This is a genomic window from Melghirimyces profundicolus, assembly GCF_003054245.1.
GTDB lineage: Bacteria > Bacillota > Bacilli > Thermoactinomycetales > DSM-45169 > Melghirimyces > Melghirimyces profundicolus.
The window spans coordinates 18868-42537 of sequence record NZ_QBKR01000011.1 but is presented as its reverse complement, the minus strand read 5'-3'; the positions used below and the strand labels follow the sequence as shown (position 1 = coordinate 42537).

Sequence of the window (23670 nt, the reverse complement as noted above, 5' to 3'; positions counted from 1 at the left end):
CCCTTGGTGGCGGCTCGTTTTTATGTCAGCACATAAAAGCGGTTTGGTGGGGATTATTATTGGATAGAGAAGCATTGTATATCGATCTGTCTCGGGAAAGGGGGCAGGAACCATGGAAGGACATTCCGTAACCTCTCTCATGATTGTAGTGATCGCAGCTTTCCTGGTCCCCATTCTCCTTCACCGGCTCCGTTGGAACGCAGTTCCGGTGGTTGTGGCCGAAATTGCAGCGGGGCTGGTGCTGGGGGAAAGCGGATTGAAATTGATACAGGAAGACCAGGTGCTGGAACTCCTCTCCATGCTCGGCATTATCTATCTCATGTTTTTAACCGGGCTGGAAGTGGACTTTGATCTGATCCAGAAAAGCCGAAAACAATCGGGTTCGGCCAATCCTCTGCTGATCGGTGTGATCAGCTTCGCGGCCATTTTCGCGGCCTCCCTGGTTCTGGCCTGGTTATTGAGCCTCATCGGTTATGTGACGGATATCTTTTTCATGACACTGATCATATCCACGATTTCGGTCAGTGTGACCATGCCGGTGTTGAAAGACAAAGGGTTGTTGCAGAGCGCCCTCGGCCAATCCATCCTGTTGACCGCCGTCATCGCCGATTTCTTTACCATGATGTTGCTGGCGGTGCATGTCTCCTTCCGTCGATCTTCGGAAGGGGAGGGCTTCTCCAACATCCTGCTTCTGTTTCTGCTGTTTGTCGTTTTTTTCGTGGTCTACCGGCTGATCGTCGCGGCCCGTCCGAGGAAATGGTTGGAGAAAATACAACGGGAGACGATTTCCCTCGGAACCCGCGGTGTATTCGCTCTGATCCTCTTTTTCGTTTCCCTTTCCGAGGGAGTGGGAGCGGAAAACATACTGGGGGCGTTTTTGGCCGGGGTGATTCTCTCGTTGATTTCACCCGAAAAAAGCTTTGTGAAGCAGCTGAACGCTTTCGGATTCGGTTTCCTGATCCCGATTTTCTTTGTTATGGTGGGAGCGAGGCTGGATCTGCCCGGGATGTTCGGGGACCCGAAAGCCCTGGTCATGTTATGCTTGTTTTTGCTCGCTTTTTATCTCTCCAAGTTGATCGTCATCCCCGTCTTCCGGCGTTGGTTTACCTGGAAGGAGTCGGTTGCCTCCGGAATCTTTCTCAGTTCCACACTGAGCCTGGTGATTGCCGCCGCAGCGGTTGGGATGAGCCTCGGCATCATCGACAACACCACAAACACGGCCCTCATCCTGGCAGCGGTGGTGACGGTGATCACCTCCCCGATCATTTTCCAGCGGGTGGTTCCCGACGCCAAAGTCAGTTCCCGAATTTCCAGGGTGTCGATCATCGGGTTCAATGCCGTCACGTTGAAATTGGCCCAAGATCTGAATCAAGACGGTTACGATGTGACGCTTTACGGCTCCGACAAGACCAATCTGGAGCCGGTTCACCGGTATCCGTATCCGGTGGTGGAATTGGATTCGGGTTCGCTGGAAGAACTGGAAAAGGAACAGGTTTTCGACAAAGACATTCTGGTGGCTTTCACCAATGATGACGACCGGAACTTCCAGATTGCCCGGGAAGCCGAGAACCGGGGGGTCGGTCAGGTGATCGCCCGGGTGGAAAAAAAGAAGACGTTGCCCGAAAACAGCAAGATCCATTTGGTTTCCAGCTTTTTCTCCAACATGACATTGGTGAAAGCATGGATCGAATACCCTTCGGTCATCAATCTGGTTACCACGGAAGGACACCTGCAGGAAATCCCGATGATGAACGAACAGTATCATTTGATGCGAATCCGCGATCTGGCGATACTGGGGGATTCCCTGGTTCTCCGCATTCTGCGGGATAACGAAGTGATTATTCCCCACGGGGATACAGTTCTGCAACTGGGGGACCGGCTGATTGTCAGCGACACCCCCGAGCATGTTCAACGTCTCCGCCGGAAGCTGAGCGGTTGATGGTGCATTTGAGAAGGATGGCTTGGACAAAAACCTGAAAAGCCGGGCGCCGGTCCTTATGGGCCGGCGCCCGGCTGGGTCTGGTCATCATTTTTTTATCTCCACAGGTCTTGGTCTTCCTGATCCTATATTACGGCGGGGTATGCATGGATGACAATAGACGAAAGGTTGTTTTCTCAGAGTGAACGGACTAGTCAATAGGTCCGAGAGTAAGATGGAAAACCCCCGACGGATCGGTCGGGGGTTTCCGGTTACCGTCGGTTGAGAGCGCTGACCGCGTTCACCAGACCGAAACCGCTTTGAGCGTCGTAGCCTTTCTGGTAGAGATCCTCAGCGGATTGTTGCAGGATGGATTTCACTTCACTCGGGGAAAGCCGGTTCTTCCCGTGCTTGGCGATCACGACACCGGCTGCACCCGCCGTTTTGGGGGCGGCCATGGAGGTTCCGCCGTACCAGGCGTACCCGTGTCCGGTCACGTTCCCGTTTTCCACCACCGGAACGGTGCTGAGGCACAGATAAGTGTGGTCCCGCCCCTCCCCGGTTTCCGGGTTGTAATCGGGGCCGAGATCCCCGCCGGGAGCCATCAGGTCGATCTTGCCCACTCCGTAGTTGGAGTAGAAGGTGAGTTCTTTATCCTTGTTGCCGGCGGACACCCGGATTAAAAGGTTGCTGGCCGGGTTTCGGTGGGTGGCGCCTTTGTCATCGCCCCCGTCATCGAAGTGGTGGGTCAGACGGGCCGGGTTGCTGATATCCGCCGCGGCGTTTCCCGCTGAACCGACCACGGTGACTCCCTTTTCGTGGGCGTAGGCGATCGCTTTTTTAAAGAGGTTGATATCCGCCATGTACTGATCCGGGCTGCCGTCGGGGTCCTGAAGGAAAACGTAGGAACCGAGGCTCATGTTCATCACGTCGTAATCCCGGTCCGCCGCGTAGCGGATCGCATCCACGATCCAGGAGGTGGGGGCGCCGCCTTCTTTGGGGAATACTTTCAGAGCGGCAATCCCCAGCTGGGGACCGACTCCCAGCACCGCTCCGTCAGCGGCGATGGATCCCGCCACGTGGCTCCCGTGCCCTCTCACATCCTGGGGAGACTCCCCCGGTACGAAGGACTTGACATCCACGATGGAGTCCCGGAGATCCGGGTGTTCCAGGTCCACTCCCGTATCGATCACGGCGACCACCACATCTCTGGAGCCTTTGCCGGCAGGGAGGTTCCAGCTTTCACCGTTTTGGGTGACCTGTTGGATATCCCACTGGTACGGTTCATAGAGGGGGTGGTCTCCGGTGCTTTCCAAGGGTTGGCGTTCGATCGCCGTTTCCTGAACGATCCGCTGCTCCACCCCGGCGCTCGCGACATCTGCATCCTTGCGGATTTCGGAAAGAAAATCAGAGTCGGAGGAGCTGGCCTTGATATAGGAGAGACCCGGATCCTCCTTCAGCACTGTTCCCCCGGCCCGTTCCACCGTCTGACGGGCATCGGAAGGCAGACCTTCTCCTTCGAAGTTGATCAGGTAGGTCTGGGTCTCCGCTGCCGCCGCCGCAGGCAGGGAGGAGGCGGGAAGCACGACCGCCAGTACCGCCAGCGACATGAAAGCGAGAAGCTTTTTCATGAATTGGACCCCCTTTCATAAGTTGGGAATGTCCGGTTTCAGACCGAACAGTGGTACCATTCGGTCCCGGCCTCCCGGAATCCTTTATTGAAGCAAAAAAAACAGGCCGGGCGGCCTGTCTGGGCGGATGGGCGTCATGGATTTTTTGGTTCCGGAAAAACAGAGCTTCAAATTCTCAAGTTGTCACGCAGGGCGGTTCGTAAAAGGATCGGTCCGGAACACGGCATCCGTTGCCTTGATGAAATCTTCCTTACCCGAAAGGAATCGGGATCTGCTGTGGAGACTGCCGGATCTCCCGTCAACTGTCCGGTTGTTACTTTCCGATGATGGGGCTCCGCTGAAAGCCGAAGAGGGCAAATCCCAACAGGATCAGATGCAGTCCCAAAGCAGCGGGAAAAGTATCGGCGGAGGTGTCCGGCATGGGACCTCCCTTTTCCTTTTGGCCGCTGTTCAAGTTCTCCAGAGTGCCGGATTCCTCTTCCTGTTCGGGAGCTTTTTTCGTGGACTTTTCGGGGTTCTCAGCGTTTCCTTTTCCTTCATCTGCGGAAGGAAGGACAGCGTCATCCTCCCCGGAGGCTGCTTTCCCGGCCGTTTCCCCCGATTTTTTAAGCTTGTTCACCACTTCCGCAAAGCCGCAATCTTTCAATGGAACTTTATTCGAGTCGGATTGCGTTTCAGCGGGTTGGAATTGGAAACAACCGTCCAGATCGATGGACCTGGAGCCGTCCTTGCCGTAAAAGACAGCGATGAGCTGATAGTTCCTTCCGGGTACCAGGTCTTCATATTCCGCGGTGAATTTTTTCGCCCCGGCGCTTTCAGGGGAACTTTGCTCCTGACTTCCGTTCAACGTGAGAACCCAGGTTCCCTGAGGGTGCGTCGCCTCGGGGAGGGCGACCTCAACAACATGTTTGTCGCCTTTGGTGTAGTAGACGGCATTCATGGAAGATGCGGCATTCTCCCGGGAAGATTCGGCAAAGGCTGCCGGTGCTGTGATGAGAGCCAACACGAATAACATCAAAGTGAGAGCGGCAGTTCTCAATGCTTATCCTCCTCAGCACGGCCCATCGCTTACCCAAAGTAAGCGTAACACATCCAAAGGAGGAAAAGCAATTGAATTCTGAATGAAGAAACACTAAAAATTCAATGATGATACGGGGTTTGGCTTTCAGCACAAAAGGAGGAAAAATCAGATAAAGATTCTTTTCACCGGAAAAAGCGGCCGGCGAAGGAAAAAAACATGACCAAGGCCACGATGACGGCCACCCAGAACAAATACCGTTCCTGTCTGTCAAAGGGGTTCATCTTTATCCCACCTCCGGGCTGAACAAAAAACCCCCGGAAAGGGGGTTGGTGTTCCGTTATTTTTTCGTTTGGATCTGTTGTTCGATGATCTTGTCGATCAACCCGTACTCTTTCGCTTCCTCCGCTGTCATGAAGTGGTCCCGGTCCGTATCCTGCTCAATTTTTTTCAGGGGTTGGCCTGTCTGTTCGGAAAGGAGTTTGTTCAGTCGCTCCTTCATGCGCAGGATGCGCCGGGCGCTGATCTCAATGTCCGAGGCCTGCCCCTGAGCTCCCCCAAGCGGCTGGTGGATCATGACTTCGCTGTTGGGCAACGCAAAGCGTTTTCCCTTGGTCCCCGAGGATAGCAGGAAGGCGCCCATGGAGGCGGCCATGCCGATACAGATCGTCTGGATGTCGCATTTCACGTGTTGCATCGTGTCATAGATGGCAAAGCCGGCGGAGATGGAGCCGCCCGGGGAGTTGATGTAAAGCTGAATATCCTTGTTGGGGTCTTCGGTCTGCAGGAACAGAAGCTGAGCCACCACCGTGTTGGCGACAGCGTCGTTGATTTCGCTTCCCAGGAAAATGATGCGGTCTTTCAAAAGGCGGGAGTAAATATCGTAGGAACGTTCGCCCCGGTTGGTCTGTTCCACAACGTAGGGTATCAAGTTCATCCTGGTTCCTCCTCTTCGGGTGGATCAAAATGTAGTATCATCATAACCCGGGATCCGACCTATGGTCAAGATAGGTCAAACACGGGTGAAGAAAAATGGCAACCGAGTTGGATTCGGTTGCCATCTCGTTTGGTGCGCCTACCAGGATTCGAACCTGGGCACCTGGTTCCGGAGACCAGTGCTCTATCCCCTGAGCTATAGGCGCACGATATTGCGGTGCTTGAAAGCCAACGACAAATGTTATTATAACGAACCATCGTCCCAAATGCAAGGGGGGAAGATGAAAGTCGGATTTGCGGCAATTGTCGTGGAGATGGCAACCGTCAGGGGTTATACAGTTTCATGAAGGAATGGAGTATGTGGTATTCGGAAGTATAAAGTCCCATATCGAAACCATTGTGCTAAAATGGAAGATGACAAACAGATTCCCTGTTTTCAGTGTACCCGGTTTTGTTCGGTTCAAACCTCCTTTTTATCCCGGAAAAGAGGCTCCTGCCCTGCATGAAAGGCGGAAGGGCACACATATACTGAAACACGCGGAGGTGACGGAGATGGCTCTTTCCATGGGTTACGGTTTGGTTCAGGAGCAACAGATGAAGCTGGTGATGACCCCGGAGCTGCGGCAGGCGATTCAGGTTTTGCAGCTTTCGGCGTCGGACCTTATACAGTATATACAGGAGCAGGCGATTGAAAACCCGGTATTGGAAATGGATGATACGGAAAGGGAACCGGTGATGGAGGATCCGACATCCATGTCGTCCGAGCACCTGGCGGATTGGGGATCCTTCATGAGAGGGAATGCGGGTTCGTACCCAAGGTCCACCTTCACATGGGAAGAAGATGGTGAAAATCCCGTTGAACGGATCGCCGACACGGATAACAGCCTGGCCGCACTGCTGGAGGAACAGATCCGATATTTGACGGTGGATGCCCATACCCGGAAAATTTGTGAGTACATCATCGGAAACTTGGATGGCGACGGATATCTGAGGGTGGATTTTAAAGAATGTTGTAAGCGCTTTAATTGGACGGAAGAGGATTTCGAAAGGGCGCTCGGGGTGGTTCAAACCCTGGACCCCGCGGGGGTGGGGGCCCGGAGTCTCGCGGAATGTCTGGGTCTTCAACTTTCCCGGAAGGGGGAAAAGGATCCGGTGATTTTCCGGATCGTGGAGTCCCATCTCCGGGATCTGGCGGAGGGAAAGGTCAAACAGGTGGCCGAACGTCTGGGCTGTTCCGTTCGGGAAGTTCAGCGGGCGGCGGATCAAATTCGGAAACTCAATCCCCGTCCCGGTCTCGCTTGTCACGGGAGCAGTCCCCGCTATATCTTTCCCGACGTCACCGTTCGGGAATTTGACGGGGAATACGAGGTGTCCGTCAACGAAAGTTACATCCCCCGGCTGGGGATCAGCACCCATTATGAACGGATCTTGCGAAGCGACGATGAAGGGTCCCGGCAGGCAGTCACTTACATCAAAGATCGGATCCAGTCGGCCATGTGGCTGCTCAAGAGCATCGAGCAGCGGCGAAACACCCTTTACAGGGTGACGCGGGCCATTGTCGATTTCCAAAAAGACTTTTTCCGGTACGGGGTATCCCATCTGAAGCCCCTGACCCTCAGGGAGATTGCGGAGGCCGTGGAGTTGCACGAATCCACCGTCAGCCGGGCCACCCGCCACAAATATATGCAGACCACGCGGGGGCTGTTTCCCTTCCGCTATTTTTTTCCCGCAGGATTAAGCAGTCGGGGCGGAGGAATCACTTCGTCCAAAAGTGTAAAGGATAAGCTGGAACGGATCATTGAAAACGAGGATAAAAAGAAACCCCTGTCCGACCAAAAAATCGCCGACTTCCTCAAAGATCACGGCATTCGGATTTCCCGCCGCACGGTGGCCAAATATCGGGAGGAGATGGGGATCGCATCTTCCCAGGCACGGCGGAGGTTTTGACAACTGAACGAGGGTCGACGGGGGGGCGGGACGGGAAAGGGAATAGTAAATCAAAGAGAAGCCCCCGCTCCGCTTTTTTCCTTGTCAAAGGATTTCGGCTGGTATAGAATCCAAATTGGAAGCTCCGTCTTTTTTTTTGGGCCGGATGGGACGAATTTCGCTACGTGGGACATTTTTTGTCCCGGGAGGTACGGGGGATGAAATCGATACTTGAATTGCAGCGTCAATTACTTCCCGATCTGCTCGAGGTGATGCGAAAGCGGTATGAAGTGTTGCGTCACATCCGGTTGATGCAGCCTGTTGGCCGGCGAAGCCTCGCTTCGGCCCTGGCCATGACGGAACGGGTGCTCCGAAGCGAAGTCGATTTTTTGAAAGATCGGGGACTGGTCCGGATCGAGGCGGTTGGTATGAGCCTGACTCCCCTGGGTGCGGATTTGGTATCCGATTTGGAACCCATCATTAAAGATCTGTTTGGACTGACGGAACTTGAAATCCGACTCGCCCGTGTTCTCCGCCTGAAAAAAGCGGTTGTGGTTCAAGGGGATTCCGACCAGTCCGATTGGGTTAAAAAGGAAATGGGGCGCGCGGGGGTCCGGCTGTTGAAGCAGACGGCCCGTCCGGGGCAGGTGGTGGCTGTCGCGGGAGGCACCACCGTGGCCGCTGTCGCCGAAATGATGAAAGCTTCTCCCGCATTGAGGGAGAGTATCTTCATTCCGGCACGGGGCGGCCTGGGGGAAGAGGTGGAGCTGGAGGCCAACTACATCACTTCGCTGATGGCTCAGAAAGCGGGCGGCCGTTACCGTCTGATGCACGTGCCCGAGCAACTGAGTCATGAAGCCTATGACACGCTCATCCGGGAACCGCACATTCAGGAAGTACTGGAGTTGGTGCGGTCGGCCCGTATTGTGGTGCACGGCATCGGGGATGCTACTACCATGGCGACGAGACGGAAATCCTCCCCCGAACTTTTGAGGTTGCTGCAAGAAAAAGGAGCGGTGGGCGAGGCCTTCGGTTATTACTTTAACCGAAAAGGCGAGATCGTCTATCGCGGACGGAGCCTGGGTCTCAGTCTGGAAGATCTGGAGAATGTGGAGATGACGATTGCTGTCGCCGGCGGGGCCGGTAAAGCCGAGGCCATCGCTGCGGTCTGTCCGGTCTCGGGACGGGACACGTTGATTACGGATGAGGCTGCAGCGCGCGCCATCCTCAAACAACACGGTTGATTAATTGTTTCCTTACATCATCATTTGATTACACACGGAGGGATCTGTATGGCAACCAAAATCGGAATCAACGGATTTGGACGAATCGGTCGGGCGGTGTTTCGTGTCGCTATGGAACACCCGGAGCTGGAAGTCGTGGCCATCAACGATCTGACCGATGCCCAAACCCTGGCTCACCTTCTCAAATACGACTCTGTCCACGGCCGTTATGACGGTACGGTGGAAGTTTCCGATGAAGGGCTCATGGTAAACGGCAAGCAGGTGAAAGTGCTGGCAGAACGGGATCCCGCTCAACTCCCCTGGAGGGAACTGGGTGTGGAGATTGTGGCCGAATCCACCGGTCGTTTCACCAAAAAGGAAGATGCTGAGAAGCACCGGCAAGCCGGAGCCAAAAAAGTGGTGATCTCCGCCCCGGCCAAAAATGAAGATTTGACGGTGGTGATGGGGGTCAACCACGACAAGTATGATCCGGCTTCCCACCACGTGATTTCCAACGCTTCCTGTACCACCAACTGCCTGTCCCCTGTGGTCAAGGTGTTGCATGATTCCTTCGGTGTCCGCCGCGGATTGATGACGACCGTTCATTCCTACACCAACGATCAGCAAATCCTGGATCTTCCGCACAAGGACCTGCGCCGGGCACGGGCTGCCGGCATGTCGATCATTCCGACAACCACCGGAGCCGCCAAGGCTGTGGCCAAAGTGCTGCCGGAACTGGAAGGCAAGCTGAACGGTTTTGCCATGCGCGTGCCCACCCCCAACGTTTCGGTGGTGGACTTCGTGGCCGAGCTGAATCAAGAAGTGAGCGTGGAGGAAGTGAACGATCAATTGCGGAAGGAAGCCCAAGGGAACCTGAAGGGCATCCTGGATTATTCCGATGAGCCCTTGGTTTCCAAAGATTACAACGGCAACCCCCATTCCTCCATCGTCGATGGGCTGTCCACTATGATCCAGGACGGAAACATGGTGAAAGTGGTCGCCTGGTACGATAACGAGTGGGGCTTCTCCAACCGCATGGTCGACCTGATGTCCTACATTGCCAAGAGGGGTCTGTAAGACTAGAATAAAGGGAAAAAAGCGAGGGGGAGAGGAAGACTCTCCTCTTTCGCGTGCATGTCCGAGGAGGATGGATCCGTGAACAAAATGTCGATCCACGATGTGGATGTCAAAGGAAAGCGCGTGTTTTGCCGTGTGGACTTCAACGTTCCCCTGGAGGACGGGAACATTACCGACGATAACCGGATCCGGGCGGCTTTGCCCACCATCCGCCACCTGACGGAACGGGGGGCCCGACTCATTCTGGCCAGCCACCTGGGACGGCCCAAGGGAGCGGTTGTGGAAGAACTGCGTCTCGACCCGGTGGCCCAACGACTGTCGGATCTGTTGGGCCGGTCGGTCTCCAAAGCGGATGAAGCCGTCGGGGAAGAAGTGGAAGGAAAAGTGAGGGATTTGAAGGAAGGGGAAATCCTCCTTCTGGAGAACCTCCGGTTCCATCCCGGGGAGGAGAAGAACGATCCGGACCTGGCCCGGGCCTATGCCGAACTTGCCGACCTCTACGTTAATGACGCCTTCGGAGCCGCCCACCGGGCTCATGCTTCCACCGCCGGCATTGCCGAACACCTGCCCGCGGTGGCCGGTTTCCTGATGCAGAAGGAACTGGAAACCCTGGGACGGGCGCTGGAATCGCCGGACCGTCCCTTTACCGCCATCATCGGCGGAGCCAAAGTAAAGGATAAAATCGGTGTGATCGACAATCTCCTGGAGAAGGTGGACCATCTTCTGATCGGCGGGGGACTCTCTTACACCTTCTTGAAAGCGAAAGGGCTTGAGATCGGCCAATCCCTGCTGGAGCCCGAAAAAATCGATCAAGCCCGGGCGTTCATGCAGAAGGCCGCCGACCGGGGAGTCAACCTGGTTCTGCCCGAGGATGTGATGGTCGCCGGCGAATTTTCCGCCGATGCCCGTGCCGAGGCCGTGAGTGTTGATTCCATCCCCGCGGATATGGAGGGCATGGATATCGGACCCCGAACTCGGGAACGCTTTGCAACGATCATTCGTGAGTCCCGTCTGGTCATATGGAACGGGCCCCTGGGTGTCTTCGAATTCGACCGCTTCGCCCAGGGAACTTTCGCCATCGCCGAAGCCGTGGCCGACTCTCCGGCGACCAGCATCATCGGCGGGGGGGATTCTGCCGCGGCGATCAAAAAATCCGGCCTGGCGGACCGGGTGGATCATATTTCCACCGGCGGTGGCGCTTCTCTGGAACTGATGGAAGGAAAAGTCCTTCCCGGTGTGGCAGCCCTCAACGATAAAGGATAAGGTGGTGACCCACTTGCGTACTCCGGTGATCGCAGGAAACTGGAAAATGCACAAAAACGTGAACGAGGCGATCGACTTCTTCTCCGCATTCCGTGACCGGGGGAACCGGGAAGGAGTGGAGACGGTGATCTGCGCTCCTTTTCCCGCCCTCCCGGCCCTGACGGAAGAAGCGAAAGGAAGCCGGATCGGACTCGGGGCCCAGAACATGCATTGGGAAGAAGAAGGGGCCTTCACCGGTGAAGTCAGCCCCACCATGCTGAAAGCCCTGCCGATCGATTATGTCATCATCGGCCATTCCGAGCGCCGCATCCATTTTGCCGAAAGTGACGAAATGGTCCGCCTCAAGACCCGGTCCGCCCTCGACCACGGTCTGACGCCGATCGTCTGCGTGGGCGAGACACTGGAAGAACGGGAAGCTGAACAGACACGGGAAGTGGTCCGCCGCCAGGTGGTGGCGGCGATCCGGGGACTCAGTTCCGACGGCGTCACCCGGCTGATCCTGGCTTATGAACCGGTCTGGGCCATTGGTTCGGGCAAATCGGCCACCGCGGAAGACGCCGACGAAGTGATCCGATTCGTCCGGAAAACCGTCGCCGACCAATACGATCAGCAGGTGGCCAATGAAGTGAGGATCCTTTACGGCGGGAGTGTCAAACCGGCCAACATTGATTCTTTCCTCGCGATGGGGGAGATCGACGGGGCCCTGGTCGGCGGAGCCAGCCTGGATCCCGAGTCCTTTGCCCGGTTGGTGGAAGCGGCCCATCGACGGGGGGATCTGAAGTGAGTCGGAAAAAACCCGTCGCCCTCATCATCCTGGACGGTTTCGCCCTGCGGGAAGAAACGCACGGAAACGCCGTCGCCCAGGCCGATAAACCCAATTTTGACCGCTACTGGTCCACCTTTCCCCACACGACCCTCTCCGCTTCGGGAAAAGCGGTCGGTCTTCCCGAAGGACAGATGGGCAACTCCGAAGTGGGCCATCTGAACATCGGTGCCGGCCGGGTGGTCTATCAGGATTTGACCCGGGTCAGCAAAGAGATCGAAGAAGGTTCCTTTTTTGAAAACGAAACCTTCCTCGGTGCTGTCCGGCACGTTAAAGAGAACGGAAGCAAGCTTCACCTGTACGGCCTTTTGTCTGACGGCGGGGTGCACAGCCATATTGACCATTTGTTCGCGCTCCTGAACCTTGCGGCCAAGGAGGGGCTTGAAGAAGTATACATCCACGCGTTTTTGGATGGGCGTGATGTGGCGCCCGATTCCGGCATCCATTACATCCGGCGGTTGCAGGAGAAGATCGACCAGGTCGGGGTGGGACGCATCGCCACGGTCCAGGGTCGTTATTACGCCATGGATCGGGATAAACGTTGGGAGCGGACGGAAAAAGCGTACCGGGCCATGGTGTACGGAGAAGGGCCGTCGTACCGGGATCCGGTGCAAGCGGTGAAGGAGTCCTACGAAAAGAGCGTGTATGACGAGTTTGTCATGCCCACGGTCATCGAAGGGGAGGACGGGCGTCCCATCGCAAGGATCGAGTCGAATGACGCAGTCATCTTCTACAACTTCCGCCCCGACCGGGCCATACAAATCTCCCTCGCTTTTACCAACGACGACTTTCGCGGCTTTGATCGGGGAGAAAAGAAACCGGAAAATCTCTATTATGTCTGCCTCACCAAATTCAGCGAATCGGTGGACGGTTATGTGGCCTACAAACCGACGGATCTGGACAACACCTTCGGTGAAGTGGTTTCCCAGCACGGTTTGAAACAACTCCGGATTGCCGAGACGGAGAAGTATCCCCATGTCACCTTTTTCTTCAGCGGCGGGCGCGAAGATCCGTTTCCCGGAGAGGATCGGATTTTGATCAATTCACCCAAAGTGGCCACCTATGACCTGAAACCGGAAATGAGCGCATATGAGGTGACCGACGCCCTCCTGAAAGAGATCGGGGAGGAAAAACACGACACCATCATTCTCAATTTCGCCAACCCGGACATGGTCGGCCATTCCGGGAAACTGGAGCCGACCATCCGAGCGGTGGAAGCGGTGGACGAGTGCCTCGGTCGCGTGGTGGAGGCGGTTCTTGCCAAAGACGGGGTTGCCGTCATCATCGCCGACCACGGAAATGCCGACCAGGTCTTGGACGAAAAGGGGGAACCCGTCACCTCCCACACCACCTTTCCCGTTCCCTGCATCGTCACCGATCCGTCGGTGAAGCTTCGGAAAGGTGGAATCCTGGCGGATGTGGCGCCCACGTTGCTGAAATTGCTGAACCTCCCGCAACCCCGGGAGATGACGGGGCGTTCCCTCATCGACTGACTTAACATCCCCTGTTCATGGATCCAAGGAGGAGAACGACAAATGACCATGATTTTTGATGTACACGCCCGGGAAGTGCTGGACTCCCGGGGCAATCCGACGGTGGAAGTGGAAGTCATCCTGGAATCCGGGGCCATGGGACGGGCGATTGTCCCTTCCGGCGCCTCGACCGGTGCCCATGAAGCGGTGGAGCTGCGGGATCAGGATCGCGAGCGTTTTCTGGGAAAAGGGGTGCTGAAAGCGGTCCAGAACGTGAATGAAGTCATTGCCCCGGAACTGGAAGGCCTGGAGGCGACGGACCAGGCGGGGATTGACCGCACCCTGATCGAGCTGGACGGAACTCCAAACAAAGGGAAGTTGGGAGCCAACGCCATCCTGGGCGTCTCCATGGCCGTTGCACGTGCCGCCGCCGAAGACTTGGGGATGCCCCTGTATGCCTATCTGGGCGGCTTTAATTCCAAAACGCTTCCCGTTCCGATGATGAATATTTTGAACGGCGGCGAACACGCCGACAACAACGTGGACATCCAGGAATTCATGGTGATGCCCGTCGGCGCCGAGAGTTTCCAGGAAGGGCTTCGGATGGGGGCGGAAGTCTTCCATAATCTGAAAGACGTCCTGAAGGAGAAAGGTCTTTCCACCTCCGTGGGGGACGAAGGCGGCTTCGCCCCGGACCTTTCCTCCAACGAAGAAGCCCTCTCCACCATCGTGAAGGCGATCGAACGCGCGGGTTATCAGCCGGGGACCGACGTGGTATTGGCCCTGGACGTGGCCTCCACCGAACTGTATAAAGACGGGGCCTACCACCTGGAAGGGGAAGGGGTCACCCGGACGGCGGATGAGATGATCACCTTCTACGAAGAACTGCTGGATAAGTATCCGATCATCTCCATCGAAGACGGACTGGCCGAAGATGATTGGGAAGGCTGGGAGAAACTGACCCGGCGCCTGGGCGGCAAGGTTCAGCTCGTGGGGGACGACCTGTTCGTCACCAACACCGAACGCCTGGCGCAAGGAATCGAAAATGGAGTCGGCAACTCGATCCTGGTCAAGGTGAACCAAATCGGCACTCTCACCGAGACCTTCGATGCCGTGGAGATGGCCAAACGGGCCGGCTATACCGCCGTCATCTCCCACCGTTCCGGTGAGACGGAAGACACCACCATCGCCGACATCGCGGTGGCGACAGGTGCGGGGCAGATCAAAACCGGCGCCCCCTCCCGGACCGACCGGGTCGCCAAGTACAACCAGCTCCTCCGGATCGAAGAAGAGCTGGCGGACAATGCCCAGTACCCCGGAAAAGCCGCTTTTTATCATTTGAAGAAGTAACGTTGAAGAAGCCGGGTTCCCGGAACCCGGCATTTTTTTCGTCTTTGGCGGAATACTGCAGGAAAACCGAAAATCCCTGCCTTGCCGGATGGCCAACGGTCTCGTGGCCAAACGCGCCCCCAACCTAAAAGCGTTGTGATTGTTGGATAGGCTCAGAAGAAGGGGGAAGCGTTTACCCGAAACAGCGACTTTGCTGTCCTGCCCAGGAGCGTTTGTTGAAAACGGTGGGTGGTTGTGGTACAGTACTTCTGTGATCGTAGAACGTTTTCGACGGGAGGTGTACCCCGAGATGAAAGTCGCCGTGGATATTCTGTTGGCCATCGTCAGTATTGCACTGATTCTCGTTGTTCTGTTGCAATCAGGTAAGAGTGCCGGACTTTCCGGTGCGATCGGCGGCGCTTCCGAACAGTTGATCGGAAAAACCAAAGCGCGGGGGATCGACGCCCTGCTGGGGAAGATAACGGTGGTTTTGGGCGTCCTGTTCATGGTTCTCACCCTGTTGGCGGGTTATTTCATCAAGTGACAGGAGTCTTTTAAAAACGGCCGGAACCCAGTGACGGGAAACAGCAGGCTCAGCCCGGCTGTTTTTTTTGTCCCTGAAGAACATTCACCAGAACATTGAGACAAAGGAGAGCGAAAGTATTGAAGGGTTACTTGTTGCTCCATGGGTTTGCCGGTTCCCCGGACGACTTGGGACCCCTTCCGGAAATGTTGAAAAAAGACGGAGGAACACTCCATTGCCCGCTGCTGGCGGGGCATGGCTCCGGACGCGATCATATGAAAAGCGCCACATGGAAAGATTGGGTGGCAAGTGCGGAAAACGCCCTGGATCAATTGAAGCCTCTTTCATCCGAGGTAAACGTCATCGGGTTTTCCATGGGTGCCCTGATCGGGGTGGTCCTTGCCCGGCATCATCCCGTAGACCGCCTGGTGCTTCTGAGTCCACCCACCCTTCCCAATCCCCGGGAGCTGTTCCGGGGGATGACGGATGTGGTGAAAGGACAGCTGAAAGCGACCGACAGCGCCGCTTCCATGGCTTATCTCAAGGAGTATTTCCGCCGGCTGACCCGTTCTCCGATGCATGCGATCAATGAACTTTACGAATTGATAAAAGCGGTGGAACCGTTGTACGACGAGTTGGAGGTCCCCACCCTGATCCTGCAGGGGCAAAAGGATGACCTGACCCATCCCAAAGGAGCCCGCAGAATACACTCCCGCCTCCCCGCACGGGAGAAGAAGCTGGTGTTGCTGCCCCGTTCCCGTCACCTGATCTGTGCCGACTGCGAAGTGGACCGGGTGATGGAGGAGATCCGCGCGTTCCTGGCTCTTTCTCCGCAAACGCCCAAACAAAAGGCTCGGTAAAAAACCGAACCCGGCGATGGACCGCCGGGTTCGGTTTTTTATATGGGTTCCGTGCCGGCTTGGTTTTCCCGGCTTCCGGTTTGGCTCGCCGAAGGGGGATGGGAAGAATCGGGGTCCCCCGATACCCGCAAGGTTTCCAACAGCTGAAGAAGAGTCCGGTACTCCTCCGGAGTGAGGCGATCAATCCGGTTCAGATATTCTTTCGCCGTCGTCAAAAGCTCGCCCCGAACCCGGTTTTCCGGGGAATGGGTTTCCCGGCGTTGTTGGATCAAAACCTGACTGAAGTGGGCAGCCACGCTGGCGGTCACGGATCCGATCAGACCGATGCCGGTGATCATCAACACAACCCCGATCATCCGACCGCCGAAGGTGGCGGGGGAGATGCCCCCGTATCCGACGGTGGTGGTGGTGACGACCGCCCACCATATGGCATCGGAAAAGTTTTCAATCCCCTCATTGATTTCCGATTCCAGAACATAGATGCCGCCGGAACCCCACAGGATAATGACGGTGGCGACAATGACGGACAGTTGCACTTCCCGGGTCCGTGTAAACCCCACAGAAAGGAGGACATCCGGATTAAACGGAGCAACCGGATCAGTCGCAGGAGGCGCAGGGGCCTGAAGTACTGATCCAGTGGAACGATCGCCAACAGGTCGATCCAGTGCTCCTTTACAAACCGTTTTTTATCGGGAGCGTTTGTCAGCCGGATCACATATTCCAGGGCAAACCAGATCAAAAGGAACCGGTCGAAATACAACAGGAGATCCGGGGTGATCCAATGGCTTTTCCGGTGGACGTCCAGCCAAGCGCTGATCAGCAGAATGGTATAGGTGAAGGTGACCATGACGACAAAGATTTCGTAGGCAATGCGCATTCGATCCCGCTGACGGGGGGAAGTCAGCACCCGGATCGGATTTTGGATCAATGTTTTCACCCCCTTGTTTTTGACAAAAATAACGAAAATCTCCACGATCACATCTTAACATGAGTGCCGGGGAGAGATGGATAAAAATGAATGGAAAAAGAAATCCGCCGCCGGCAGAAAGACTGGGATAAAGTACCATTCAGCACCCCTTGTCAAAAGAGAGCGGGCGTGTTATGATAACAAACGTCTGGTGACGATGGCGAAGGGGATCCACCCGTTCCCATCCCGAACACGGAAGTTAAGCCCTTCAGCGCCGATGGTACTTGGGGCGAGAGCCCCCGGGAGAGTAGGACGTTGCCAGGCATTTCTTCGGAAAGGCAGCTCTTCAGAGCTGTCTTTTTGCTTTATATGAAGGGTTTCCCGACTGCTTCCTTTTTCTGAGAAGCGTTGTGCGGCAGCATTTACCCAAAGCCGCTTCGGCTGTACTCACAGAGCACAAGTCTCGCCTGGGTCGCTCGCTCCCCGGTCTCGCTATGCACTCACAGAGCACAAGTCTCGCCTGGGTCGCTCGCTCCCCGGTCTCGCTATGCTGTCCTGCAGAGATGGTTGCACTATCTGGGCAGGACAGCAAAGTCGCTATTTTGCTTCCCCTTTTCTCAAAACGAACATTTAAATCGCTACGCTTTGAGTGTCTTTGCCGTTTCAACGGGAACCTTTCTGTGATATCGTGGATAACGTAACGTAGAGTGATTCCTCGGGTTCCCATCCGGTTGAAACCCTCCGGGTTGGAAAAGCTGAAGAAGAATTCATTTTTTGGAAACAGGTGATTGGGCCTGTCAATTGAAGGGAAAACAGGTTAGGGAGGCGACTCGTCCCGATGAAGATCAAACGCCGTTCTCCGGATCCTTTTTTTTATCAAGGGGGGGAGACCGGCATCCTGCTGATCCACGGCTTTACAGGCACCCCTTCGGAGTTGCGGCCCATGGGCCAATACCTGAAAGAGCGGGGATACACCGTCCATGCGCCTCTTCTGGCCGGTCACGGAACGTCCCCGGAAGAGATGGAATGCACGGCCTGGACGGACTGGTGGCAAAGCGTGCTGGACGCCTATGACCACCTGTGTGAAAAGGGAGGGGTGAGGCGGATTGTGGCGGCGGGGTTGTCCATGGGAGGAGCCCTGGCACTCAACCTGGCCCGCACCCGTCCCCTGGCCGGGGTGGTCTCCCTTTGCGCACCGATCTATCTTCGGGATAAGCGGCATCATCTGGTGGACGCCGTCCGCTGGGTCATGCCCTATTTGAAGCGGGGCGGGGAAAAGCCCGGCCATATCGAGGAACATTTGGTTCCTTACGACCGAACCCCGTTGAAATGTATTTCCAGCCTGAACCGGCTGATCCGCCACGTCCGGCGCCATCTGCCGGAAGTGGAAGTGCCTGCCCTGGTGGTTCAGGCGAAAAAGGACGAAACGGTGATTCCCCGAAGCGCCCTCTACATATATCACCATATTTCCTCCGAGGACAAGCGGCTGATCTGGTATGAGAAGTCGAGTCACATCATCACCCTGGACAAAGAGAGGGAACAACTCTTCGCCGATGTGGACGCCTTTGCCCGCCGCTTGGCAGGCGAAGGAGTCAGGCGGGATCCCCCGGAGGGGAAAGGAGATTTGATCGGTGGAAAAACAAAAGATATTGGAGTACATGAGAAAAAAAGCATACAAACCCCTGACTGCTGAAGAATTGCAGCAATCCTTCGGCGTGAAGGAATGGGACCCCTTCATCCGGCTGCTGAACGAGATGGAGAAAGAGGGGCAAATCGTCCGCACCCGTACCAATCGTTACGGGGTTCCCGAACGTCTCAACCTGGTCCGTGGGCGGCTTCAGGGGAACGCCAAAGGCTTCGGGTTTGTGATTCCGGATGCGGACTTTCCCTCTGATCAGGATGTCTTCATCCACGGAAACGAAATGAATGGGGCCATGGACGGGGACACGGTTTTGGCGCGGGTGCACAGCATCAAAAAAGAAGGCCTGCGTCCCGAGGGGGAAGTCGTCCGAATCCTGAAGCGGGGACGGACGGAAGTCGTGGGCACGTATACCGACTCCAAGCATTTCGGGTTCGTCATCGCGGATGACAAACGGCTCTCCTCCGATATTTTCATTCCCAAAGAAGCGAAAAACGGGGCCCGGGAAGGGGACAAAGTGGTTGTCGAACTGACCGGTTATCCCCATGGGCGCAAGAGTGCCGAGGGACGGGTGAAAGAAGTCCTCGGACACCGGGGCGACCCGGGTGTCGACATTTTGTCGATTATCCGAAAATATCAGCTCCCGGAGGATTTTCCCGAAGATGTGCTGAGGGAAGCGGAAGCCGTTCCGGACTCCATTTCCCGGGAGGAAATCGCCGGAAGGCGGGATCTCCGGGATCGGACGATGGTGACCATCGACGGGGAGGACGCCAAAGACCTGGACGATGCTGTCTCCGTGGAGCCACTGGACAACGGAAACGTACGCCTGGGTGTTCATATCGCGGATGTCAGCTATTATGTGAAGGAAGGAAGCCTTCTCGACCGGGAAGCCTACGACCGGGGGACCAGTGTATACCTGGTGGACCGGGTGATTCCCATGTTGCCCCAGCGCCTGTCGAACGGGATTTGCAGTCTTAATCCGCAGGTGGACCGTCTCACCATGACCTGTGATATGGAGTTGGACGGAAAAGGGAACGTCGTTCGCCACAACATCTATCCCAGCGTGATCCGGACCAATGAGAGGATGACTTATCACAACGTGAAACGGATCCTGGTGGACGAAGATCCGGAGCTGATGGAGCGTTACGCTCCCCTTGTGGAAGATTTCCGACGGATGGCCCGGTTGGCGGAGACGTTGCGTAAGCGGCGCTTCGCCCGGGGAGCGATCGATTTCGACTTTCCCGAAGCCAAAATCATCGTCGACGAGCAAGGCAAGCCGGTGGATATTGTGAAGCGCCCCCGCACGATTGCCGAGATGATGATCGAGGAATTCATGCTGGTGGCCAACGAGACCGTCGCCGAGCATTTTTACAAACGGAAAGTGCCCTTCATGTATCGCGTTCACGAGCATCCGGACTCGGAAAAGCTTCAGAGCTTCTTTGAGTTCATCACCCACTTCGGTTACCAGGCCAGGGGAAAGGCCGACAAAATCAAACCCCGTGTTTTGCAGCAGCTCCTGGAGGAAATCAAGGGACAACCGGAGGAACCGGTGATCAGCACCGTCATGCTTCGTTCGATGCAACAGGCGAAATACTCCGCCGAATCGTTGGGTCACTTCGGCCTGGCGGCTCCATTCTATTCCCACTTCACGTCCCCGATCCGACGTTATCCCGACTTGGTGATCCACCGGATCATACGGGAATGGATCGAAAACAACGAAAAGATGTCGGATAAACGGCGGGTCGCTCTCAAAGAATGGCTGCCCGGGGCGGCTCAGCACGCTTCCGAACGGGAGCGGATCGCCGTGGACGCCGAACGGGAAACCGATGATCTGAAGAAGGCCGAGTTCATGATGGACAAGGTCGGGGAAACCTTTGAGGGGATCATCAGCAGTGTCACCTCCTTCGGTGTGTTTGTGGAATTGGACAACACCGTGGAAGGGATGATCCACGTCAGCTACATGACCGATGATTATTATCACTTTAATGAAAGTTCCATGTCCCTCGTGGGGGAGAGGACCGGGAAGTCGTACAACATCGGCGACAAAGTGACCATCCGGGTGACGGGGGTCAACATCGACGAACACAAGGTGGATTTCGAATTCGCGGGAGAAGACGAATCCGACGGGACCCCGCCGAACCGCCCTCAACACCGGAACCCGGCCAAAGAAGACAAGAGATCCCCGGGGAATCGGAACGGGGACAAAAAACCGGCCGCCTCCGGCCGGAAAAAGGGGCGAGGGAAAAAGAAAAAAGGGAAAAGGAACCGTCGGACCGGCTAACGCCGGTCTCTTTTCCGGTTGACGGCTCTTCCTGTGTGTTGATATACTTAAGAATGCATTTTTTACGAACGGAGGTGAGACACGATGTCCCGAGGCGGAGTAAAAGTGGTGGCACGGAACAAAAAAGCCTTGCACGAATATCACATCGAAGATACTTATGAAGCGGGCATCGTGCTCACCGGAACGGAGATCAAGTCCATCCGGCAGGGGCGGGTCAACCTGAAAGACAGCTACGCCCGGATCGACGGGGGCGAGGTGTATCTCCTCAACATGCACATCAGCCCCTTTGAACAGGGAAACCGGTTCAACCATGATCCGACGCGCACCCGGAAACTTCTCCTGCACAAAGAAGAGATCAACAAACTGATCGGATTGACCCAGCAAAAAGGGTTTACCTTGGTCCCGCTGGATTTGCATCTTAAGAACGGGTTCGCCAAAATCCAATTGGCCCTCGCCAAAGGGAAAAAACTCCACGACAAACGGCAGGCTGTCGCCAAACGGGACGCGGACCGGGAGATCCGCCGTCAGTTGAAGCAGAAAATGATGCGATGATCTTTGTCGGATGAAATGGACGGCGACGGTCCATTCTATAAATAAGGCTTTACAAGCCGTCGGCAGGGTGTTATAATATATTCTGTTGAAGCTTGAGCAAAACTCCGTCTTCCATCCCGGGGGCGTTTTGGGATTCGACGGGGGCAGATCGAGCGTCGGTAGCGAGCCGAGGGGCTGCGTCCTTCGTAAAAACGCGGATTGCCAAATGTAACTGGCAAACAACAACCTCAAGCTCTGGCTGCTTAATCCAAGCCGGCCAGGATCCGGCTCTCCATCGCCCGTGTGGAGTGACCGGGTCTCATAACTGAAGCGGGCTAGCTGACCGGACGCGCTGCCGGCCGGGAAGCGAAATAAAGGCAGCTGGCTCATCGGAGCGCCTGTCGTCGGGCAGTTCGATGAGTGAGATCTGAATACGGCGACTGCGCTCGGAGAAGCCGACGTGGCGATGTCTCCGGACAGCGGTTCGACTCCGCTCGCCTCCACCATTTACCCAATGCAATATCGTGCTGATGTAGCTCAGCTGGCAGAGCACTTCACTCGTAATGAAGGGGTCGGGGGTTCGAATCCCTCCATCAGCACCAACGAAAAACCATCCCACATCGGCGGGATGGTTTTTCGTTTCACTGACCGGTGATTGAAGCCTGAATGAATCTGAACTTCCGTTGGGATAAAGAGGGTTTACTCTGTTATTCAGAATCGATATTCTTGGCAGTCTAAGTTGTTTCCTTGTAGAGCACCGTTTGATGGGGAAATGGGATTTCAATGCCTGCCTGGTCCAATGCGATTTTCAATTCTTTTCTCAGTTCCCGTTCCACTGCCCACTGTTCTCCATTCTCCGTCCGGGCCAGGATCCGGATCACAACATCGGATGAACCGAGAGCCTGAACTCCCAGGACATTGGGGCCTTCCACGATTTGGGGGAGGCGTTCCTTTATCTGATCGCATTTCGATTGCAGCACACGGACAGCCTGATCGATATCCGAATCGTAGGAAATGCTGATGTCCACCAGTGCTTGCATGTTGCCGCGTGAATGGTTGGTCAAGGAGGCGATTTCCCGGTTCGGGATAAAATGAAGATCCCCGTTGAATCCCCGCAGCTTCATGAGTCGAAGGCCGGTTTCCTCCACGACTCCGGAATACCCCCCGATGGTGACATACTCCCCGACGTTTACTTGATCTTCCACTAACACAAAAAAGCCGGTGACTGTATCACTTACCAAGCCTTGCGCACCAAAGCCGATCGCGAGTCCCAGGATGCCGGCACTGGCAAGAATGGCGGAGGTGTTGACACCGAACTCATTCAATACCATGACGAAAGCGATGAAGAAGATCCCGTAAGCGGCCAAGCTGGTCAGAACCGAAGTCAGCGTGTGGAATCGGCTGGCATCATCGTCCTTTTTCAACTTTCGGTTCGCTACACGGGTAATGATGCCTTTCAGAATGAAATAAACCAGCATGGATACGGCAATAATGATCCCCGCCGTTACAAGCGAGCCAAAGATGGATGTGGTATAAATACGCATTGTATCAGCAACCCTTCGTTAAAAAGCTTATGTCGAAGCCTTCCACATCGCGAAAGGTTTCGTCTTTTAGAAAAAGAATGTCGTTTCCTAAAGGGTGCACCGGGGGCCATCTGCTATGGCCGAATAATTTCAATTCGGAGACTTTTATCCAACAAAGGGTTTCAATCGGTTTGTTTCATTCGGTTACGGATTGAATCGATTGGATAGGGTTAAACAGCAACCGTTGGAACGAATTGCAACTCCTTATCGTAAATCACTCCGAACTGATCCGTGAGATAAACGGTTTGGTTTTGGTAGGTGAAGGATTCCTTAATCATCACGTCTTTTTCTTCTGAAAAGCGGTACACAAAACCGGTCGATCTCCGCTTTTTAACTTTTTGGTCGGTATGGCCGAGTTCGTTCCACCCAAAACAAATTTGACATGATATTCTGCCAACGCAATACCCCTTTCGAACAAAAAATGATGATACAAGTTTCGATTCTAAAGGAAGGTGAAATCTGTGAGTATCCGTCACAAGATGAATGTTTTTACGATTCTTTTGTCTGAGAATAGATACTTCGATCAGGGTCGTTAAGCCGTTCGACCACTCCATTTAAGCGTGATAGGCATTCAGTGACATTCGGTTTTCAGTTCCACTGAAGATTCAGATTAACGACTTAAAATAAATATAAAATTCATTTATTAAAAGATTAATAATTATTTTGGTAAGATGAGATTGAGAGGGTCCACTCCTCTGCCAGTATATAGCGATCCATCACCCTGAGGCCC

At 55.3% G+C, this 23670-nt stretch carries 19 protein-coding genes, 2 tRNA genes, 1 rRNA gene, 1 other RNA gene and 1 pseudogene; 17 read left to right on the top strand and 7 right to left on the bottom strand.

The annotated features are described in order from the left end of the window. Positions 1–112 precede the first annotated feature (112 nt). A complete protein-coding gene (locus C8P63_RS09170) occupies positions 113–1939 on the top strand; it encodes a monovalent cation:proton antiporter family protein (protein ID WP_108023416.1) in 1827 nt (608 codons plus the stop codon). Positions 1940–2190: 251 nt separating this feature from the next. On the opposite strand, the gene C8P63_RS09165 is transcribed toward C8P63_RS09170, so the two are convergent. The 4 genes from C8P63_RS09165 to C8P63_RS09145 form a co-directional block, all read right to left on the bottom strand. Continuing rightward, positions 2191–3549 carry a S8 family serine peptidase gene (locus tag C8P63_RS09165; RefSeq protein WP_108023414.1) on the bottom strand — a complete coding sequence of 453 codons (1359 nt, stop codon included), beginning with the start codon at positions 3547–3549 and terminating at the stop codon, positions 2191–2193. Positions 3550–3862: 313 nt separating this feature from the next. Further along, positions 3863–4588 (bottom strand): hypothetical protein, encoded by a 726-nt coding sequence (locus C8P63_RS09155; protein ID WP_108023410.1) that lies wholly within the window; start codon positions 4586–4588, stop codon positions 3863–3865. A gap of 319 nt (positions 4589–4907) precedes the next feature. Then, positions 4908–5504, bottom strand: a complete 597-nt coding sequence (clpP, locus tag C8P63_RS09150; protein WP_108023408.1) for an ATP-dependent Clp endopeptidase proteolytic subunit ClpP — start codon at positions 5502–5504, stop codon at positions 4908–4910. A gap of 130 nt (positions 5505–5634) precedes the next feature. Then, a tRNA-Arg gene (locus C8P63_RS09145) sits at positions 5635–5709 on the bottom strand. Positions 5710–6055: 346 nt separating this feature from the next. Here C8P63_RS09145 and rpoN point away from each other — a divergent pair. From rpoN to C8P63_RS09100, 9 genes are all read left to right on the top strand, one after another. Next, positions 6056–7450 carry an RNA polymerase factor sigma-54 gene (gene rpoN, locus C8P63_RS09140; protein WP_108023545.1) on the top strand — a complete coding sequence of 465 codons (1395 nt, stop codon included), beginning with the start codon at positions 6056–6058 and terminating at the stop codon, positions 7448–7450. Between the two features lie 197 nt (positions 7451–7647). Further along, positions 7648–8673: a sugar-binding transcriptional regulator gene (locus tag C8P63_RS09135; RefSeq protein ID WP_108023406.1), complete on the top strand. Its 1026-nt coding sequence runs from the start codon at positions 7648–7650 to the stop codon at positions 8671–8673. Positions 8674–8721: 48 nt separating this feature from the next. After that, on the top strand, positions 8722–9729 hold the full coding sequence (gene gap, locus C8P63_RS09130; RefSeq protein WP_108023404.1) for a type I glyceraldehyde-3-phosphate dehydrogenase: 1008 nt from the start codon (positions 8722–8724) through the stop codon (positions 9727–9729). A 78-nt stretch (positions 9730–9807) separates the two neighbouring features. Then, the gene (locus C8P63_RS09125; RefSeq protein WP_108023543.1) at positions 9808–10992 is read left to right on the top strand and encodes a phosphoglycerate kinase; all 1185 of its coding nucleotides are present in this window, start codon (positions 9808–9810) and stop codon (positions 10990–10992) included. Between the two features lie 13 nt (positions 10993–11005). Next, positions 11006–11776: a triose-phosphate isomerase gene (gene tpiA / locus C8P63_RS09120; RefSeq protein ID WP_108023402.1), complete on the top strand. Its 771-nt coding sequence runs from the start codon at positions 11006–11008 to the stop codon at positions 11774–11776. Next, positions 11773–13308, top strand: a complete 1536-nt coding sequence (gene gpmI, locus C8P63_RS09115) for a 2,3-bisphosphoglycerate-independent phosphoglycerate mutase (RefSeq protein ID WP_108023400.1) — start codon at positions 11773–11775, stop codon at positions 13306–13308. Before tpiA ends, gpmI begins: the two co-directional genes overlap by 4 nt. A 42-nt stretch (positions 13309–13350) precedes the next feature. Then, positions 13351–14637, top strand: a complete 1287-nt coding sequence (eno, locus tag C8P63_RS09110; protein ID WP_108023398.1) for a phosphopyruvate hydratase — start codon at positions 13351–13353, stop codon at positions 14635–14637. A gap of 289 nt (positions 14638–14926) precedes the next feature. Next, entirely contained in the window at positions 14927–15160 is a 234-nt protein-coding gene (gene secG / locus C8P63_RS09105; RefSeq protein WP_108023396.1) for a preprotein translocase subunit SecG, read from the top strand. Positions 15161–15279: 119 nt separating this feature from the next. Then, positions 15280–15999 carry an alpha/beta hydrolase gene (locus C8P63_RS09100; RefSeq protein ID WP_170109588.1) on the top strand — a complete coding sequence of 240 codons (720 nt, stop codon included), beginning with the start codon at positions 15280–15282 and terminating at the stop codon, positions 15997–15999. 38 nt (positions 16000–16037) lie between these two features. Here the strand turns inward: C8P63_RS09100 and C8P63_RS09095 are convergent, their stop codons facing one another. Together C8P63_RS09095 and C8P63_RS20040 are read right to left on the bottom strand one after the other, a co-directional pair. Further along, a complete protein-coding gene (locus C8P63_RS09095) occupies positions 16038–16559 on the bottom strand; it encodes a potassium channel family protein (RefSeq protein WP_245920806.1) in 522 nt (173 codons plus the stop codon). A gap of 59 nt (positions 16560–16618) precedes the next feature. After that, positions 16619–16846, bottom strand: a pseudogene (locus C8P63_RS20040) (ion transporter); the annotation flags it as partial. On the opposite strand from C8P63_RS20040, the gene C8P63_RS19095 reads away from it, so the two are divergent. The 7 genes from C8P63_RS19095 to C8P63_RS09060 all read left to right on the top strand — a co-directional run bounded on the left by C8P63_RS19095 (position 16781) and on the right by C8P63_RS09060 (position 21959). After that, on the top strand, positions 16781–16990 hold the full coding sequence (locus C8P63_RS19095) for a hypothetical protein (RefSeq protein ID WP_170109579.1): 210 nt from the start codon (positions 16781–16783) through the stop codon (positions 16988–16990). The pseudogene C8P63_RS20040 and the gene C8P63_RS19095 overlap by 66 nt on opposite strands. A gap of 123 nt (positions 16991–17113) precedes the next feature. Then, positions 17114–17230, top strand: a 5S ribosomal RNA gene (gene rrf, locus C8P63_RS09085). Between the two features lie 514 nt (positions 17231–17744). Continuing rightward, the gene (locus C8P63_RS09080; protein WP_108023388.1) at positions 17745–18599 is read left to right on the top strand and encodes an alpha/beta hydrolase; all 855 of its coding nucleotides are present in this window, start codon (positions 17745–17747) and stop codon (positions 18597–18599) included. After that, entirely contained in the window at positions 18565–20826 is a 2262-nt protein-coding gene (gene rnr / locus C8P63_RS09075) for a ribonuclease R (RefSeq protein ID WP_245920811.1), read from the top strand. Before C8P63_RS09080 ends, rnr begins: the two co-directional genes overlap by 35 nt. A gap of 84 nt (positions 20827–20910) precedes the next feature. Then, a complete protein-coding gene (gene smpB / locus C8P63_RS09070; protein ID WP_108023383.1) occupies positions 20911–21378 on the top strand; it encodes an SsrA-binding protein SmpB in 468 nt (155 codons plus the stop codon). 118 nt (positions 21379–21496) lie between these two features. Further along, positions 21497–21863: a transfer-messenger RNA gene (gene ssrA / locus C8P63_RS09065) on the top strand. Positions 21864–21883: 20 nt separating this feature from the next. Next, a tRNA-Thr gene (locus C8P63_RS09060) sits at positions 21884–21959 on the top strand. Positions 21960–22091: 132 nt separating this feature from the next. On the opposite strand, the gene C8P63_RS09055 is transcribed toward C8P63_RS09060, so the two are convergent. Next, the gene (locus tag C8P63_RS09055) at positions 22092–22901 is read right to left on the bottom strand and encodes a mechanosensitive ion channel family protein (protein WP_108023381.1); all 810 of its coding nucleotides are present in this window, start codon (positions 22899–22901) and stop codon (positions 22092–22094) included. Positions 22902–23670: the final 769 nt, after the last annotated feature.